Source organism: Shigella flexneri 2a str. 301, assembly GCF_000006925.2.
Classification (GTDB): Bacteria; Pseudomonadota; Gammaproteobacteria; order Enterobacterales; family Enterobacteriaceae; genus ECMA0423.
On the sequence record NC_004337.2, the window covers coordinates 3,679,814 to 3,697,124 of the forward strand.

General features: G+C 49.4%; 15 protein-coding genes and 2 other annotated features. Of the genes, 8 read left to right on the top strand and 7 right to left on the bottom strand.

Going from position 1 to position 17,311, the window contains the following annotated elements; all coding sequences use genetic code 11:
• Positions 1 to 33: 33 nt before the first annotated feature.
• The 3 genes from yhjW to yhjY all read right to left on the bottom strand — a co-directional run bounded on the left by yhjW (position 34) and on the right by yhjY (position 4,184).
• Positions 34 to 1,758, bottom strand: a complete 1,725-nt coding sequence (gene yhjW, locus SF3580; RefSeq protein NP_709324.3) for a hypothetical protein — start codon at positions 1,756 to 1,758, stop codon at positions 34 to 36.
• Positions 1,759 to 2,048: 290 nt separating this feature from the next.
• Positions 2,049 to 3,257 (bottom strand): resistance protein, encoded by a 1,209-nt coding sequence (yhjX, locus tag SF3581; protein ID NP_709325.2) that lies wholly within the window; start codon positions 3,255 to 3,257, stop codon positions 2,049 to 2,051.
• A 228-nt stretch (positions 3,258 to 3,485) separates the two neighbouring features.
• Positions 3,486 to 4,184, bottom strand: a complete 699-nt coding sequence (yhjY, locus tag SF3583; RefSeq protein NP_709326.2) for a lipase — start codon at positions 4,182 to 4,184, stop codon at positions 3,486 to 3,488.
• Between the two features lie 157 nt (positions 4,185 to 4,341).
• Between yhjY and tag the strand changes: the two genes are divergently transcribed.
• Positions 4,342 to 4,905 carry a 3-methyladenine DNA glycosylase gene (gene tag, locus SF3582; RefSeq protein ID NP_709327.2) on the top strand — a complete coding sequence of 188 codons (564 nt, stop codon included), beginning with the start codon at positions 4,342 to 4,344 and terminating at the stop codon, positions 4,903 to 4,905.
• A complete protein-coding gene (gene yiaC / locus SF3584; protein ID NP_709328.1) occupies positions 4,902 to 5,342 on the top strand; it encodes an acetyltransferase in 441 nt (146 codons plus the stop codon). The genes tag and yiaC overlap by 4 nt, the downstream gene beginning before the upstream one ends.
• Here yiaC and bisC read toward each other — a convergent pair.
• Positions 5,311 to 7,590, bottom strand: a complete 2,280-nt coding sequence (bisC, locus tag SF3585) for a biotin sulfoxide reductase (protein ID NP_709329.2) — start codon at positions 7,588 to 7,590, stop codon at positions 5,311 to 5,313. The genes yiaC and bisC overlap by 32 nt on opposite strands.
• A 240-nt stretch (positions 7,591 to 7,830) precedes the next feature.
• Here bisC and yiaD point away from each other — a divergent pair, with 240 nt between their 5' ends.
• Both yiaD and yiaE read left to right on the top strand, forming a co-directional pair.
• Positions 7,831 to 8,457 carry a hypothetical protein gene (yiaD, locus tag SF3586; protein NP_709330.4) on the top strand — a complete coding sequence of 209 codons (627 nt, stop codon included), beginning with the start codon at positions 7,831 to 7,833 and terminating at the stop codon, positions 8,455 to 8,457.
• Between the two features lie 103 nt (positions 8,458 to 8,560).
• Complete coding sequence (gene yiaE / locus SF3587; RefSeq protein ID NP_709331.2) at positions 8,561 to 9,535, top strand: bifunctional glyoxylate/hydroxypyruvate reductase B; 975 nt, start codon at positions 8,561 to 8,563, stop codon at positions 9,533 to 9,535.
• 49 nt (positions 9,536 to 9,584) lie between these two features.
• Here the strand turns inward: yiaE and yiaF are convergent, their stop codons facing one another.
• The gene (gene yiaF, locus SF3588) at positions 9,585 to 10,415 is read right to left on the bottom strand and encodes a hypothetical protein (protein NP_709332.1); all 831 of its coding nucleotides are present in this window, start codon (positions 10,413 to 10,415) and stop codon (positions 9,585 to 9,587) included.
• 884 nt (positions 10,416 to 11,299) lie between these two features.
• Between yiaF and cspA the strand changes: the two genes are divergently transcribed.
• On the top strand, positions 11,300 to 11,512 hold the full coding sequence (gene cspA, locus SF3589) for an RNA chaperone/anti-terminator (protein NP_709333.1): 213 nt from the start codon (positions 11,300 to 11,302) through the stop codon (positions 11,510 to 11,512).
• A gap of 414 nt (positions 11,513 to 11,926) precedes the next feature.
• Positions 11,927 to 13,293 (bottom strand) — a mobile genetic element (partial).
• Here the strand turns inward: cspA and SF3590 are convergent.
• Both SF3590 and SF3591 read right to left on the bottom strand, forming a co-directional pair.
• The gene (locus tag SF3590; RefSeq protein ID NP_709334.1) at positions 11,953 to 12,804 is read right to left on the bottom strand and encodes an insertion element IS150 protein InsB; all 852 of its coding nucleotides are present in this window, start codon (positions 12,802 to 12,804) and stop codon (positions 11,953 to 11,955) included. It overlaps the preceding feature by 852 nt.
• Entirely contained in the window at positions 12,801 to 13,469 is a 669-nt protein-coding gene (locus SF3591) for an insertion element IS150 protein (protein ID NP_709335.1), read from the bottom strand. The genes SF3590 and SF3591 overlap by 4 nt, the downstream gene beginning before the upstream one ends.
• Positions 13,295 to 14,062, top strand: a mobile genetic element. Its footprint overlaps the gene before it by 175 nt.
• Here SF3591 and insB point away from each other — a divergent pair.
• The 3 genes from insB (at position 13,544) to gadA (ending at position 17,114) form a co-directional block, all read left to right on the top strand.
• Positions 13,544 to 14,047: an insertion element IS1 protein InsB gene (insB, locus tag SF3592; protein NP_709336.1), complete on the top strand. Its 504-nt coding sequence runs from the start codon at positions 13,544 to 13,546 to the stop codon at positions 14,045 to 14,047. (Overlaps the previous feature by 504 nt.)
• Positions 14,063 to 14,105: 43 nt before the next feature.
• Entirely contained in the window at positions 14,106 to 15,503 is a 1,398-nt protein-coding gene (yhjA, locus tag SF3593) for a cytochrome C peroxidase (protein ID NP_709337.2), read from the top strand.
• Positions 15,504 to 15,713: 210 nt separating this feature from the next.
• Positions 15,714 to 17,114 carry a glutamate decarboxylase gene (gene gadA / locus SF3594; protein NP_709338.2) on the top strand — a complete coding sequence of 467 codons (1,401 nt, stop codon included), beginning with the start codon at positions 15,714 to 15,716 and terminating at the stop codon, positions 17,112 to 17,114.
• Positions 17,115 to 17,311: the final 197 nt, after the last annotated feature.

Here is a 17,311-nt window from a genome sequence, read left to right on the forward strand (position 1 = left end):
GCCTTTTGATCGGCGAGAAAGTCAGCAGGCCGCTTAGTTAGCCGCTGCCTCTTTTGCCTGCGGGATGTGACACCAGTTGTTGTTTTCGTTAATTCCACCATCCGGTGAAGTATAGCCAAGACAACCCATGATGGTATCGTACAGCTCTACGTGACGGCGTGGCACTTTCATGTCGGCTTCTTTTTTCAGCTGCGCAAACGCCTGCGCATTGGCCGGATTTTCCAGATATTTATCTGACATCCAGACCATCATCGGTACGCGGAACTGCTCCGGCGGTGCCAGTTCACGCGGCGTGCCGTGCAGGTGCTCGCGTTCATTAATTGACTCACCGTGGTCAGCTGCGTAGAACACAATCGCTTTCTTATCGCGAACCTGATCAATCACGCTGGAGATAAAGTGATCCACATAGGTCACCGAGTTGTCATAGGAGTTGATCATCTGCGCTTTGGTACAGCCGCTATCAACACCAATACATTCCGGCTTCCACTGCGCGAAGCTACGCGGATAACGCTGGGTGTAGTTAAAATGCGAACCTTTGGTATGCAGAATGATCAGATGCTTACCATCCGGGTTGCGCCCTAGCGATTGCTGCATTTCGTCTACCAGCAACATATCATCTACCGGCTTGCCACGATTACGTGGCTCCGCACCAATCTGCTCACGATAAGCAATGTTGTCTGCCATCGTGTTGCTGTAGAACCACATTTCGCTCTGCATAGCGTAGAGGTCAGAACTGAATCCTAACTGCTTCAGAACCGCGAAAATGTTCTGTTCTTTTAATGTGCGCTGCGGATTATCTTCCGCGCCCCCCTGACGTACAAACATGCAACGCAGTGAGAGTTTGGTTGCGGTATCACAGGAGTAACCACGGAACGCCGCCAGATTTTTCTCCTGGGCCAGTTTCGGCGTGGTATTACGCTCATAGCCGAAAATACCCATATGGTCCCAACGCGTGGTTTCACCGATGATAAACACGACATAAGTATCATCAACGTTTTGTGGAGCCTGGTATGTAAACTTCTTCGCCGGATTAAGCAATGAATTATTATCGGAAGATTCATCGACCCGCGCCCAGGCATACAGCCCCAACGCAGAAAGCCAGTTTGATGGCAGATAAGAGTTCGCTACGACACCGCCATAACTCGGCAAATCAACGCCGGTCGCCCTCTCCACTTTCTTCTGCTGGATATCCAGCAAACGAATCGGTGCCCAAACCATAATACCCGCCAGTACGACGACCACCAGGCTGCGAATACGCTGCCCTGGGGTTCGCAGTTGTCGGAGCAAGGTGTAGCGACAGCGGTTATTCCAGATAAGGATAAGAGGCAATGCACTAACGGCGATTAACCAGAGAATAAAGTTCAGACCAACAACTTCTTTTGACAGGTCGATATCGGTGGTCATGACGGAAGCGATGATGCCATAACCAATGACCACATTAAGGAAGGTCATGTAATAGCTGGCACCTGCGGAAAAGAGCACCACCAGCGACGCCAGAATACGCCAGCTGCGGCGGCCAAACAGCGATAGAAGACGTAGTAAAAAGAAGGTCACCAGTACGGTGGCGGCCAGTTCAACAACAGCAGAAACGCCTTTCCAGACGGTAAAATCGTGCGCATAGCTGCCGAAGCGGCGATAAAAAACCGCGCCATTCATAAAAAGGCCAATATAGATTGCAAGCAAAAAGCTCAGCTTCTGCTGTGTAATCGATTTGATGTATCTCATGCAAACAAACCCTGGACAAACAGGTGATAACACCCTGCTTAGCGGCTTTTCAGGCCCGGCAGGGGAAAAGTGCGGAGGTAGTCAGATAAGTAAAATCTACACGCGCGAATAAGTAGACCACAGCAAAGCGAAAAAGTGTGGGGAAAGAGTGTGCATGAAGCACAAATTTACAAAAATGCAAGTTTGAAAAGAGACTTTAGCGTTACAAAAAGCAGTAAAAAGGGCCAGTTAACTGGCCCAAATTTTACGAGTCATTGTTTATACATTTCGTTGATGCGTTTGATGCACACGGAAGCTGAAGCCCAGTAGCTCGCGGCTGAGCATTAAAGGGAGCCATGCGCCTCACGCAACATTTTCTGCTCTGGCTGACGAATCGTCGTAGAAAGCGCCAATGACAGAATCAGCAGGGCGAAAATCACGTAGAAGGTCACATAGAAACCGCCAAACAGTGAGGCGATAATCGAACCAAAAATGCTACCGATACCGAAACCGAGGTAAATCACACCGTAGTTTTTCGCCAGGTTATTGAGGCCGAAGAACTCACTGACCAGTGATGGAAAGACGGTAATAGTGCCGCCAAAGTTAAATGCCACGCAGGCAATCGCTGCAAAGAACGTCACTGCATTTAATGGTGCAAAAAGCAGGGCCGCCATACCCACCAGCGAAATCACCTGACCAATGGTGATAACACGGATACGGGCAATTTTGTCAGACAGAATGCCCAGCACCAGACGACCTGAAAGGTTAGCGATGGAAATAACCGTTACTGCATTGGCTGCGGAAACCACATCAAGGTGTGCCAGACTTTGGGCGATATCTTTCGCTACCCCAATCACGTACAGGCCGCTCATGCAGGCAGTCAGGAACATTACCGCTAACATCCAGTACTGCGGTTTACGCATCGACTCTGCCAGCGTGTAATCTTTCTCCACCACACCATTGCTGGTTTTCACTTCCTGTTTTGGTGCGTCTTTCATTAACGTTGCGCCGAAAACAATCATCACCAGCGCAATCGCTCCCCAAATCACAAAGGTTTTTTCCAGACCCACCGTTTCGAGCAGCTGCGTGTCGATAAATTTGAAACCCAGGCTACCCAGACCATAAGAACCGATAGCGAACGCGGAGATCAGACCTTTACGCTCCGGGAACCACTTCACGCAGTTAGAGAGCGTCAGCAGGTAACCCGCGCCATCCGCCAGACCGACCAGCACACCGGCGCTTAACCACAGCATCATCAGGTTGTTGGAATGCGCGGTCAGGAAGAAGCCTAATCCCAGCAAAATGCCGGAAGCCACGGTGACGCGTTTAACGCCAAAACGTTCCTGCAATTTGCCCGCAACAGAAGACGAAATTGCCAGCCCCAGACTTAACAAGCCGAAAGAGAAAGCGACCTGGCTTACCGGCGCATCCAGCTTGGCAGAAAGCGCGCCATTAAACAGGCTCCGGGTATAAACCGACCCCAGCGCAAACTGGGTAATGATAGTACCGATGAGTGTCAGCCAGCGGGTACGCTGATAATTTGAAGGTGTCATGGCAGTATTCCTGCAGTAATAAAAAGGAAAAATCTCTGCCGACAACCATAACGAAGTGCATTTTATGCTTGGGGAAAAACGGCATGAAATGCCATCAGAACGGAATGAAATGCCTTAGTTCAGGAATGAATGACGCGACAATTATTCACCAAATTTATTATTTGGTAAGTTAGCACCCACTATCGCCACAACTGTTGTTATTCAATGGTTTCAATTGTGACTGTTACGTTAAAATCTGGCGCTAACCCCCATCGTATACAGATAGTCGCTATTATTAGTGGTATTTTCTGCCTGAGTTAGCGCAGCATAGGCGGCAATATTTTGATTGAGCAACATATCAGCGCCTACGGTGACATCCAGCCAGTTGCCGTTCTGGTTTGTCGCCGTCATCCGGCTCAGGCCTGATTGCGCCTTCCAGATATTCTCGCCAAATTGCTGGTTATAGCTGATTTGCGCCCAGGGTCGGAGATCGCCAAGCCGGGAGTCAACACGCCAGCCTAAGCTACTCACGCTGGCATGCCATAACGGATCGGTCAGCGTGGTAGTACTGTCGCCAAACTCGTTATACATCGAGGTGGTTGTGCCATCGTAATGTAATGCCGCGACCGGGCCGGTTGTAACCTGTTCATATAAAGGAAAATTCCAGCCCATACTCATACTGCTGGTCACATCCACAGGAGTTTCTTCCGCCAGATTGACTTCCAGTCCCAGCGCCCTTTGGCTACTTTGAATACGTTGCGACAAAATATCGTTGTAATCAGGTTGATGATCACTATCCCAGGTGTAACGCTCTGTGGAATGTCCGGGTTGCGTATCAACGATATATTCTTGTTGCCAGGCGTAAGCTGTGTTGAGAAAAAAGGCACTGATTACCACGCTCGCCAGCAGGCTTAGCTGCCAGCGACCACCGCTTTTTTTTATGATCATTAACACGACTCCAGGGAAGAGCCGAATTCGGCAATATTATTGTCATTGTATGAAGGATATCGGGCATAGTAGCCCTGTATTAAATATTGACTTTTTCACCGATGCGTCAAGAAAAGCGGCTGAAATTTTTACGATCGGGTACATAGCGAGGGAAAGTATGGAACGTTGCGGCTGGGTGAGTCAGGGCCCGCTTTATATTGCCTACCATGATAATGAGTGGGGCGTGCCTGAAACTGACAGTAAAAAACTGTTCGAAATGATCTGCTTTGAAGGGCAGCAGGCTGGGTTATCGTGGATCACCGTCCTCAAAAAACGCGAAAACTATCGCGCCTACTTTCATCAGTTCGATCCGGTGAAGGTCGCAGCAATGCAGGAAGAGGATGTCGAAAGACTGGTACAGGACGCCGGGATTATCCGCCATCGAGGGAAAATTCAGGCAATTATTGGTAATGCGCGGGCGTACCTGCAAATGGAACAGAACGGCGAACCGTTTCCCGACTTTGTCTGGTCGTTTGTAAATCATCAGCCACAGGTGACACAAGCCACAACGTTGAGCGAAATTCCCACATCTACGTCCGCCTCCGACGCCCTATCTAAGGCACTGAAAAAACGTGGTTTTAAGTTTGTCGGCACCACAATCTGTTACTCCTTTATGCAGGCATGTGGGCTGGTGAATGATCATGTGGTTGGCTGCTGTTGCTATCTGGGAAATAAACCATGATTCGGGAAGCGCAACGTTCAGAACTCCCCGCGATCCTCGAACTGTGGCTGGAAAGTACAACCTGGGGGCATCCCTTTATAAAAGCGAATTACTGGCGTGACTGCATTCCGCTGGTGCGGGATGCCTATCTTGCCAACGCGCAAAACTGGGTCTGGGAAGAGGACGGTAAGCTTCTCGGTTTTGTCAGCATTATGGAAGGCCGATTTCTGGCAGCAATGTTTGTCGCACCGAAGGCCGTCAGACGCGGTATTGGTAAGGCGCTGATGCAGTATGTGCAGCAGCGCTATCCCCATCTGATGCTGGAGGTTTATCAAAAAAATCAACCGGCGATAGATTTTTACCGTGCGCAGGGTTTTCACATTGTCGATTGCGCATGGCAGGATGAAACCCAACTACCCACCTGGATTATGAGCTGGCCGGTGGTTCAAACGCTGTAAGTGTCAGTTCCGGACCGTTGTATTTTTCCAGCCATGCCAGCGTCGTATTACCCGCACAGCCATTCCCCAGCCGCGAGCTGGGGAGATCTTTGGTCAGCACGTTCACTGCGCCGTTTTTACAAATACCGTCAGCGGTTAAATCCAGATCCGGCCATGCCCCTTCGTGAATGCAAATCACGCCAGGTTTAATTCCCTCGCTAATGACCGCTCCGGCAAGGATCTGCCCACGGGAGTTCCACACCCGCACCATATCCCCTTCGGTTATGCCGCGCGCCTGAGCATCGTCAGGATGAATGGTGACAGGCTCACGGTTTGCTACCGCGTACAATTCGCGCAGAGAACTGTAATTCAGCTGGCTGTGCAGGCGGTGCGCCGGATGGGCAGAAAGTACCTGCAACTGTTCTGGTTCGGCATTGCCCTGCCATTCGTCCGGCTCCAGCCACATTGGATGCCCAGGGCAATCCGGGTAACCGTAATCGGCAATACGCTGTGAGAAGATTTCAATCTTGCCGCTGGCGGTTTTTAACGGATGCGCCAGCGGATCGCGGCAAAAATCAGCGAAGCGAATAAACCGCTCGCTGTCCGGGTTTTCCGGCATCTCAATTAACTGGTTGGCTTGCCAGAACTCAGCAAATGGCGGCAATTCAACCTGCTGGCTTGCCCCGCGCTGCCGGGCAACGTTATAAAACGTTTCCAGCCATTGCAGCTGACTTTTTCCTTCCGTAAACCGCGCATAGCCGCCCTTCTCCCAACGTTCACTCAACTCGGCAAAAACATCAAAATCATTACGCGCTTCATAGCGTGGCGGCACCACTTGCTTCATCGGCACCAGATGCTGATTACTGTAATCACCGGTCATGGTGAGATCATTACGCTCAAAAGAGGTAGTCGCAGGCAGAACAATATCCGCGTGTTTCGCCGCCGCCGTCCAGAAGCATTCAGAGATCACCACCAGCTCCGGTTTTTGCCAGGCACGGATCAGACGATTGGTATCCTGATGATGAGTAAAGTTGGCACCGCCCGCCCACCAGATAAAACGAATATCCGGGAAATGTCGGTTCATACCGTTGTGTTGATATGCGCCACCAGGGTTTTCCAGTGCTTCAACAATGCGGGCAACAGGGATTTTATCCACCGCATCGCAGCCACCCGGCAAGCTGCCCTGCATGGAAGAGAGCACCGCAGAACGCCGCGTGGGGTTACCACCATTGGCAAAATGGTAAGAAAGACCAAAACCGCCGCCGGGTGTGCCGATTTGCCCCAACATTGCTGCCAGCGTGACGATCATCCAGTGTTTTTGCTCACCAAACTGTTGGCGCTGCATTCCCCAGCCTGCCATCAGCATGGTGGTATTTTGGTGGAAAATAGCCGCCAGCTCGCGGATTTTCGCTGCGCCAACACCACAAATCTCTGCCGCCCATTCGGCGTTTTTCGCTATTCCGTCACTCTCGCCCAGCAAATAAGAGGCGAAGACGGCATAACCTGTGGTGCAACGCGCCAGAAACGCTTCGTCGTGCCAACCATTTTCCACCAGCGTATGGGCGATCCCCAGCATCAGCGCAACATCGGTGCCCATGTGCGGTGCCACCCACTCCATTTTATCGCCAAAGAAATCGACGGTTTCCGATCGCATTGGATCAATGCAGATCAGCTTTTTCCCACTGTCACGCAGTGCGGAAAAGTAAGAAAGCCCCTGCTCATCGGATGCATTCCACGCAATTTTCAGCGTATTGAGTGGGTTAGCACTCCACAACACCACGACATCGCTATGTTCCAGCACCAGCGGCCAACTGGTTTGCTGTTGATAAACTTCGCTGCCACCTACGACATACGGCATGATCGCCTGTGCCGCACCGGTCGAATAATCCCCCAGATGCCCGGTATAACCGCCTGCCAGCGCCATATAGCGTTGTAATAATGTCGAGGCCTTATGCAGCACGCCGTTTGAACGCCAGCCGTAGGAACCAGCAAAAATCGATGCCGGACCATAAGCCTCACGAATGCGTTTATGTTGTTGGTGAATAAGATCCAGCGCCTCATCCCAACTCACGCGAACAAATTCATCCTGCCCACGAATGCCTTGCGGGTTTTCCGGTGACGCGAGAAAGCCTTTGCGCACCATTGGAAATCGTACCCGCGTATTGCTGTGAACCTGGTCGCGAACCGCGCTCTGCAAGGAGTTTTCCATTCCTGTGGCTAACGCGCCACGCGAGCTAAACACGGTTTCGCCGTCGGTTTCAACCAGCATGGGCCCCCAGTGGGCGGCAGTCAGAACGGAATATCGTGAGGATGAGTTGGCCAAACCGAAGACTCCTGAAAGGTTAGATGTATTGAGCAGTTAAATATTACTTACAAATTTCCGAGTATTCCCAGGAATAATCTTCATGTTCACGCGGCATAATCTCCCGCCACGGAACCCGTGACAAAGAATAAAAAGGTTATTAAGGATTAACAATGAAGAAACGTGTTTATCTTACTTGCCGCCGTAGTGAGTGGCGCTCTGGCGGTATCTGGCTGCACAACTAACCCTTACACCGGCGAACGCGAAGCAGGCAAATCTGCTATCGGCGCAGGTCTGGGCTCTCTCGTGGGCGCGGGTATTGGTGCGCTCTCTTCTTCGAAGAAAGATCGCGGTAAAGGCGCGCTGATTGGCGCAGCAGCAGGCGCAGCTCTGGGCGGCGGCGTGGGTTATTACATGGATGTGCAGGAAGCGAAGCTGCGTGACAAAATGCGCGGCACTGGTGTTAGCGTAACCCGCAGCGGGGATAACATTATCCTCAATATGCCGAACAATGTGACCTTCGACAGCAGCAGCGCTCCCCTGAAACCGGCAGGCGCTAACACCCTGACCGGCGTGGCAATGGTGCTGAAAGAGTATCCGAAAACGGCGGTTAACGTGATTGGTTATACCGACAGCACGGGGGGTCACGACCTGAACATGCGTCTCTCCCAGCAGCGTGCGGATTCCGTTGCCAGCGCGTTGATCACCCAGGGCGTGGACGCCAGCCGCATCCGTACTCAGGGCCTTGGCCCGGCTAACCCAATCGCCAGCAACAGCACCGCAGAAGGTAAGGCGCAAAACCGCCGTGTAGAAATTACCTTAAGCCCGCTGTAATCCCTTTCATGCCAGGTGATGCAGAAATCACCTGGCATTCTTCAGTTTTCCTTCATCATATTTCAGGCTAAGGTGATCGCCTTATCAGTGAATGGAGAGAAGCATGAAGCCGTCCGTTATCCTCTACAAAGCCTTACCTGATGATTTACTGCAACGCCTGCAAGCGCATTTCACCGTTCACCAGGTGGCAAACCTCAGCCCACAAACCGTCGTTCAAAATGCAGCAATTTTTGCAGAAGCTGAAGGTTTACTGGGTTCAAACGAGAATGTAGATGCCGCATTGCTGGAAAAAATGCCGAAACTGCGTGCCACATCAACGATCTCCGTCGGCTATGACAATTTTGATGTCGATGCGCTTACCGCCCGAAAAATTCTGCTGATGCACACGCCAACCGTATTAACAGAAACCGTCGCCGATACGCTGATGGCGCTGGTGTTGTCTACCGCTCGTCGGGTTGTGGAGGTAGCAGAACGGGTAAAAGCAGGCGAATGGACCGCGAGCATAGGCCCGGACTGGTACGGCACTGACGTTCACCATAAAACACTGGGCATTGTCGGGATGGGACGGATCGGCATGGCGCTGGCACAACGTGTGCACTTTGGCTTCAACATGCCCATCCTCTATAACGCGCGCCGCCACCATAAAGAAGCAGAAGAACGCTTCAACGCCCGCTACTGCGATTTGGATACTCTGTTACAAGAGTCAGATTTCGTTTGCCTGATCCTGCCGTTAACTGATGAGACGCATCATCTGTTTGGCGCAGAACAATTCGCCAAAATGAAATCCTCCGCCATTTTCATTAATGCCGGACGTGGCCCGGTGGTTGACGAAAATGCACTGATCGCAGCATTGCAGAAAGGCGAAATTCACGCCGCCGGGCTGGATGTCTTCGAACAAGAGCCACTGTCCGTAGATTCGCCGTTGCTCTCAATGGCCAACGTCGTCGCAGTACCGCATATTGGATCTGCCACCCATGAGACGCGTTATGGCATGGCCGCCTGTGCCGTGGATAATTTGATTGATGCGTTACAAGGAAAGGTTGAGAAGAACTGTGTGAATCCTCACGTCGCGGACTAAGCTGCGACTGCGTGAAGTAAAGCCCGATAATCGCTCGGGCTTTTACTCTTTATTGGGTTGCAGTAACTGCTGTAGTCCAGGCCTGATTAAACGCCTGATGTTGTGCCGGTAATGGCGCAATCAGTTTGTTATATTCACTTGCCTGCTGTGAAGTCGGGAACTGGATGCCATTTGCGACAAAGCTCACCTGAGTACCTTGCTGAGCAATGTAGTCTCCAACCATCACCAGTTGTTGCGTGAAAGTTTGTGCCGCCGGAATCAACGGTTGCAATGCATCAGCTGGCGTCGTTACCACTTTGGTGAATGCCTGATCAAATACCGGTTTCAGGTCATCGCTCTGTTTTAGCGCAGAGTGCGCAGCATCGGCCTGCAACTTCGCATTTTGCAGTTGTTGCGCCAGCACACCCAGCGAACCATTCATTTCACGCAGCGGACCGCTTTGCGTAACGTAATCCTGCGGTACGCGAATTGCGTTAACGCTGTCTACGACCGGGCGCAGACCGGAATCCATCGCCTGATTCACCTGCTGAGAATAACCATACAGAATCGCGTAATCAGAGACAAAAGGACCAAACTGTTTTTTCTGATCGGCAGTCAGGGTTGGTAGACGTTCACCGCTACGCATCACTGTATTTTGCAGGAAGTCGATAAACGCTTTACGCTGATCGCCTTCTTTATCAAAACACCCACTCAGGCTAACTACCATTAATAACGCCGCAAGAGGCGCAAACCAGCGAGAGCAGGACTTTCCTGTCGCCATTTTCTTACTCCTTTCACCCAAAAAAAGCGCACAACGACACACGCGTGTCTGACGTGACAAGGATAGTCCAGGACAGGCTTGCAGGATACCCTTTCTACGTAATCTTCCTGGTAAAATCATGGAGAAAATGAAACAAGGTTAATTTGTTGTTTCATTGTTAAAAAATGATAGTGCCGTTGCCTTTTTTGTAGCCAGAGATTTACGCCTTCGCAGAAGGTTAGATTTGCGAAATCTTTACAAAACAGGAGTGATAAGAGATATATCGGCATTTATCAGATCGTTAGGTGGCTATAAGTCACGCTAAATGACAGGCTGAATCGAATCATAGCCAGAGCATGCCCTGACTTCACCCCGCTGTGTCTGCTTTTCCCGACTATTCTTAATGAGCTTCGATGCAATTCACGATCCCGCAGTGTGATTTGAGGAGTTTTCAATGGAATATAAAGATCCAATGCATGAGCTGTTGAGCAGCCTGGAACAGATTGTTTTTAAAGATGAAACGCAGAAAATTACCCTGACGCACAGAACAACGTCCTGTACCGAAATTGAGCAGTTATGAAAAGGGACAGGATTAAAAATCGATGATTTCGCCCGGGTTTTGGGCGTATCAGTCGCCATGGTAAAGGAATGGGAATCCAGACGCGTGAAGCCTTCAAGTGCCGAACTAAAATTGATGCGTTTGATTCAAGCCAACCCGGCATTAAGTAAGCAGTTGATGAAATAGACTTTTATCCACTTTATTGCTGTTTACGGTCCTGATGACAGGACCGTTTTCCAACCGATTAATCATAAATATGAAAAATAATTGTTGCATCACCCGCCAATGAGTGGCTTAATGCACATCAACGGTTTGACGTACAGACCATTAAAGCAGTGTAGTAAGGCAAGTCCCTTCAAGAGTTATCGTTGATACCCCTCGTAGTGCACATTCCTTTAACGCTTCAAAATCTGTAAAGCACGCCATATCGCCGAAAGGCACACTTAATTATTAAAGGTAATACACTATGTCCGGTAAAATGACTGGTATCGTAAAATGGTTCAACGCTGACAAAGGCTTCGGCTTCATCACTCCTGACGATGGCTCTAAAGATGTGTTCGTACACTTCTCTGCTATCCAGAACGATGGTTACAAATCTCTGGACGAAGGTCAGAAAGTGTCCTTCACCATCGAAAGCGGCGCTAAAGGCCCGGCAGCTGGTAACGTAACCAGCCTGTAATCTCTGCTTAAAAGCACAGAATCTAAGATCCCTGCCATTTGGCGGGGATTTTTTTATTTTTTTTCAGGAAATAAATAATCGATCGCGTAATAAAATCTATTATTATTTTTGTGAAGAATAAATATGGGTGCAATGAGAATGCGCAACGCCGTAAGTAAGGCGGGAATAATTTCCCGTCGAAGACTCTTACTCTTTCAATTTGTAGGCTAAAAACGCCGCCAGCTCATAACTCTCCTGTTTAATATGCAATTCACACAGTGAATCTCTTATCATCCAGGTGAAAAATAAAAGCGTGAAACAAATCACTATTAAAGAAAGTAATCTATATTTCTGCGGCATTCCCAGCCCCCTGTGTTGATTTCCAACGAGTAAGAGGCTAACCTTATGGTGTTCAGGCATAGGGTAGCCTCACTTTGTACTGACCCCAAAAAGTTGGACAGTTATACACGAGGCATATAGGTCTGATTCCGATATTCAATTGGAGTCAGACCTTTTAATTTCAGGCTAATTCTTCTGCTGTTATAGTATTCAATATATTCCGTAACAGCATCCTTCAGTTCGCTTATATTACTGAACTCATCAAGATAAAAACACTCCGACTTTAAGGTTCCAAAGAAACACTCCACCACAGCATTATCCAGACAATTGCCTTTTCTGGACATGCTTTGTTTAATACCATGTTCTTTAAGGATATTTTGATATCTTCTCATACGATACTGCCATCCCTGGTCAGAGTGCAGAACAGGATGCTCGTGAGGATTAAGCTTTTTGAATGCCTGATCGAGCATATTCTCAACCATGTTCATCACTGGTCTTTCCGAAAGGCTGTAAGAAATAACTTCGTTGTTGAAGAGATCTATTACTGGAGACAAATACAGCTTGCGCCCATTGACTGCAAATTCAGTAACATCGGTAACCCACTTCTCGTTTGGCCGCGTAGCCTTGAAATCTCTTTGGAGAACATTAGGGGCGGTTTGCCCTACCTCTCCTCTGTAAGAGCGGTATCGCTTGACCTTAATCGCTGCTTTAAGTGAGAGGGTTCCCATCAGGCGCTGAACAGCTTTATGGTTAATCTGTTTCCCTTCTCGATGAAGAGACAGCGTTACCCTACGGTATCCGTATCGGCCTCTATTCTCGTGATAAATCTCACCAATACGCTTTTTAACGTCCGCATACTTGTCAGGCTTGCTGAGAGCCTTTAGATGGTAATAAAACGTACTGCGCGGTATCTCCGCAGCTCTGAGAAGCTCATCAAGAGGATAAAACTGCCTTAGCTCGTTGAGTACTTTCACTTTTTCGTGGGATGAGCTAAGGCTTTCAGCTTTTTTAGATACATAAGCCGCGTTTCAAGAAATCGAACTTGCCTTTCAAGATCCTCAATGCGTCGGTCTTTTGACAGCTCCAATGCTGATGCCGCTTTTTCTGGATCAACTGATATTGCAATGTTTCTTTTGGTGCTAATCTTGAGCGCGCGTAAACCAGCTTCTCCGCGCTCTTCATAGACCTTCAGCCACCTGGCTACAGAACCACTACCAGCAAGCATAAAGTGAGCAGCAGCCTGATTAAGGGACATGTGCTGCTCGATCACAGCTTTCACGACCTTAATACGCAACTCTGGATCAGCACTAACGCCTTTAGGTTTGGGAATTAAACCTTTTTCTCCATGTTTTTCATAGAGGGCAACCCATGTCCTAACCTGGGTTCGGGGGACACCAAAACGTGCCGAGATGATCCTGTAACCATCATCAGTAGTGAAGTAGTGATTCACGACTTCAAGGCGCAGGTAATGCTGCCAACTTACTGATTTAGTGTATGATGGTGATTTTAAGGTGCTTGCGTGGCTTCCATTTCCATCAGATGTCCTTCCTGCTCCGCTACTGAAGGCGTGGTGCGTAACGGCAAAAGCACTGCCGGACATCAGCGCTATCTCTGCTCTCATTGCCGTAAAACATGGCAACTACAGTTCACTTACACCGCCTCTCAGCCCGGTACGCACCAGAAAATCATTGATATGGCCATGAATGGCGTCGGATGTCGCGCCAGTGCACGCATTATGGGCGTTGGCCTCAACACGGTTTTACGTCACTTAAAAAACTCAGGCCGCAGTCGGTAACCTCGCGCATACAACCGGGCAGTGATGTGATTGTCTGCGCTGAAATGGACGAACATTGGGGCTACGTCGGTGCTAAATCACGTCAGCGCTGGCTGTTTTACGCGTATGACAGGATACGGAGGACGGTTGTGGCGCACGTCTTCGGGGAACGCACTCTGGCCACACTGGAGCGTCTTCTGAGCCTGCTGTCGGCCTTTGAGGTCGTGGTATGGATGACGGATGGCTGTCCGCTGTATGAATCACGCCTGAAGGGAAAGCTGCACGTTATCAGCAAGCGTTACACTCAGCGCATTGAGCGACATAATCTGAATCTGAGACAACATCTGGCAAGGCTGGGACGGAAGTCACTGTCGTTCTCAAAATCGGTGGAGCTGCATGACAAGGTCATCGGGCATTATCTGAACATAAAACACTATCAGTAAGTTGGAGTCATTACCAATTTTCTGGGTCACAATAACTCACCACCGTGAGGGAAGAATAATGAAAATGGTCTCACGTATTACCGCGATCGGCCTGGCTGGCGTCGCGATTTGCTATTTAGGGTTATCTGGTTATGTGTGGTACCACGATAATAAACGCAGTAAACAGGCCGATGTTCAGGCATCTGCTGTCAGTGAAAATAATAAGGTTTTAGGCTTTCTCCGCGAAAAAGGATGCGACTATTGCCACACGCCTTCGGCAGAATTACCCGCCTATTATTATATTCCTGGCGCGAAACAGTTGATGGATTACGACATTAAGCTTGGATATAAATCTTTTAACCTCGAGGCCGTGCGTGCGGCACTGCTGGCTGATAAACCCGTTTCGCAAAGCGATCTGAATAAGATTGAATGGGTGATGCAGTATGAAACTATGCCACCAACGCGTTATACCGCGCTACACTGGGCGGGTAAGGTGAGTGATGAAGAGCGGGCGGAAATACTGGCCTGGATTGCAAAACAGCGCGCGGAATATTACGCCAGCAATGATACTGCTCCGGAGCATCGCAATGAACCGGTGCAGCCCATCCCGCAAAAACTGCCTACCGATGCGCAAAAAGTGGCGTTGGGCTTTGCGCTGTATCACGATCCCCGTTTATCGGCTGATAGCACCATTTCATGCGCTCATTGCCATACGTTGAATGCGGGGGGCGTCGATGGCAGAAAAACATCGATTGGTGTTGGTGGCGCAGTTGGGCCGATTAATGCGCCGACGGTATTTAACTCAGTATTTAACGTTGAGCAGTTCTGGGATGGTCGTGCGGCAACATTGCAGGATCAGGCAGGTGGACCGCCGTTGAACCCGATTGAAATGGCGTCGAAATCCTGGGACGAAATTATTGCTAAGCTGGAAAAAGATCCGCAGCTTAAAGCGCAGTTCCTCGAAGTTTATCCGCAAGGTTTCAGTGGCGAAAATATTACTGATGCCATTGCTGAATTTGAGAAAACATTAATTACGCCGGATTCCCCATTTGATAAATGGTTGCGTGGAGATGAAAATGCGCTGACGGCGCAACAGAAAAAAGGCTATCAATTATTTAAAGATAATAAATGTGCAACTTGTCATGGTGGTATTATTCTCGGCGGACGTTCCTTTGAACCGTTGGGGCTGAAAAAAGACTTTAACTTTGGGGAAATTACGGCGGCGGATATTGGTCGTATGAATGTGACTAAAGAAGAGCGTGATAAATTGCGTCAGAAAGTACCCGGTTTACGTAACGTTGCTTTAACGGCACCGTACTTCCATCGCGGTGACGTGCCGACGCTGGACGGGGCGGTGAAACTGATGCTGCGCTATCAGGTAGGCAAAGAGCTGCCGCAGGAGGATGTGGATGATATCGTAGCTTTCCTGCACAGTCTGAACGGGGTGTACACGCCGTATATGCAGGATAAACAATAATTAATTTGATCGCCCGAACAGGAATGTTTGGGCGATTTTTATTACGATAATAAAGTCTGTTTTTAATATTATCATGTTAAATGTTTATATTATAAAAAGTCGTTTTTCTGCTTAGGATTTTGTTATTTAAATTAAGCCTGTAATGCCTTGCTTCCATTGCGGATAAATCCTACTTTTTTATTGCCTTCAAATAAATTTAAGGAGTTCGAAATGGACCAGAAGCTGTTAACGGATTTCCGCTCAGAACTACTCGATTCACGTTTTGGCGCAAAGGCCATTTCTACTATCGCGGAGTCAAAACGATTTCCGCTGCACGAAATGCGCGATGATGTCGCATTCCAGATTATCAATGATGAATTATATCTTGATGGCAACGCTCGTCAGAACCTGGCCACTTTCTGCCAGACCTGGGACGACGAAAACGTCCATAAATTGATGGATTTGTCGATCAATAAAAACTGGATCGACAAAGAAGAATATCCGCAATCCGCAGCCATCGACCTGCGTTGCGTAAATATGGTTGCCGATCTGTGGCATGCGCCTGCGCCGAAAAATGGTCAGGCCGTTGGCACCAACACCATTGGTTCTTCCGAGGCCTGTATGCTCGGCGGGATGGCGATGAAATGGCGTTGGCGCAAGCGTATGGAAGCTGCAGGCAAACCAACGGATAAACCAAACCTAGTGTGCGGTCCGGTACAAATCTGCTGGCATAAATTCGCCCGCTACTGGGATGTGGAGCTGCGTGAGATCCCTATGCGCCCCGGTCAGTTGTTTATGGACCCGAAACGCATGATTGAAGCCTGTGACGAAAACACCATCGGCGTGGTGCCGACTTTCGGCGTGACCTACACCGGTAACTATGAGTTCCCACAACCGCTGCACGATGCGCTGGATAAATTCCAGGCCGACACCGGTATCGACATCGACATGCACATCGACGCTGCCAGCGGTGGCTTCCTGGCACCGTTCGTCGCCCCGGATATCGTCTGGGACTTCCGCCTGCCGCGTGTGAAATCGATCAGTGCTTCAGGCCATAAATTCGGTCTGGCTCCGCTGGGCTGCGGCTGGGTTATCTGGCGTGACGAAGAAGCGCTGCCGCAGGAACTGGTGTTCAACGTTGACTACCTGGGTGGTCAAATTGGTACTTTTGCCATCAACTTCTCCCGCCCGGCGGGTCAGGTAATTGCACAGTACTATGAATTCCTGCGCCTCGGTCGTGAAGGCTATACCAAAGTACAGAACGCCTCTTACCAGGTTGCCGCTTATCTGGCGGATGAAATCGCCAAACAGGGGCCGTATGAGTTCATCTGTACGGGTCGCCCGGACGAAGGCATCCCGGCGGTTTGCTTCAAACTGAAAGATGGTGAAGATCCGGGATACACCCTGTACGACCTCTCTGAACGTCTGCGTCTGCGCGGCTGGCAGGTTCCGGCCTTCACTCTCGGCGGTGAAGCCACCGACATCGTGGTGATGCGCATTATGTGTCGTCGCGGCTTCGAAATGGACTTTGCTGAACTGTTGCTGGAAGACTACAAAGCCTCCCTGAAATATCTCAGCGATCACCCGAAACTGCAGGGTATTGCCCAGCAGAACAGCTTTAAACACACCTGATAACATAACGTTGTAAAAACCGAATGCCCAGCCTTTAAAAAAACAGCTGGGCATTCGGTTGCTTATTAATCGCAATAATATATTGGCTGTCTATTCATCGTGTTGATAAGATATATGTTATATGAATGTTTATTAAATGTAGCGATTACCTTTAATGTCACGAAAAGGGATTATTTGCTTGCTATTAATTTCACTGC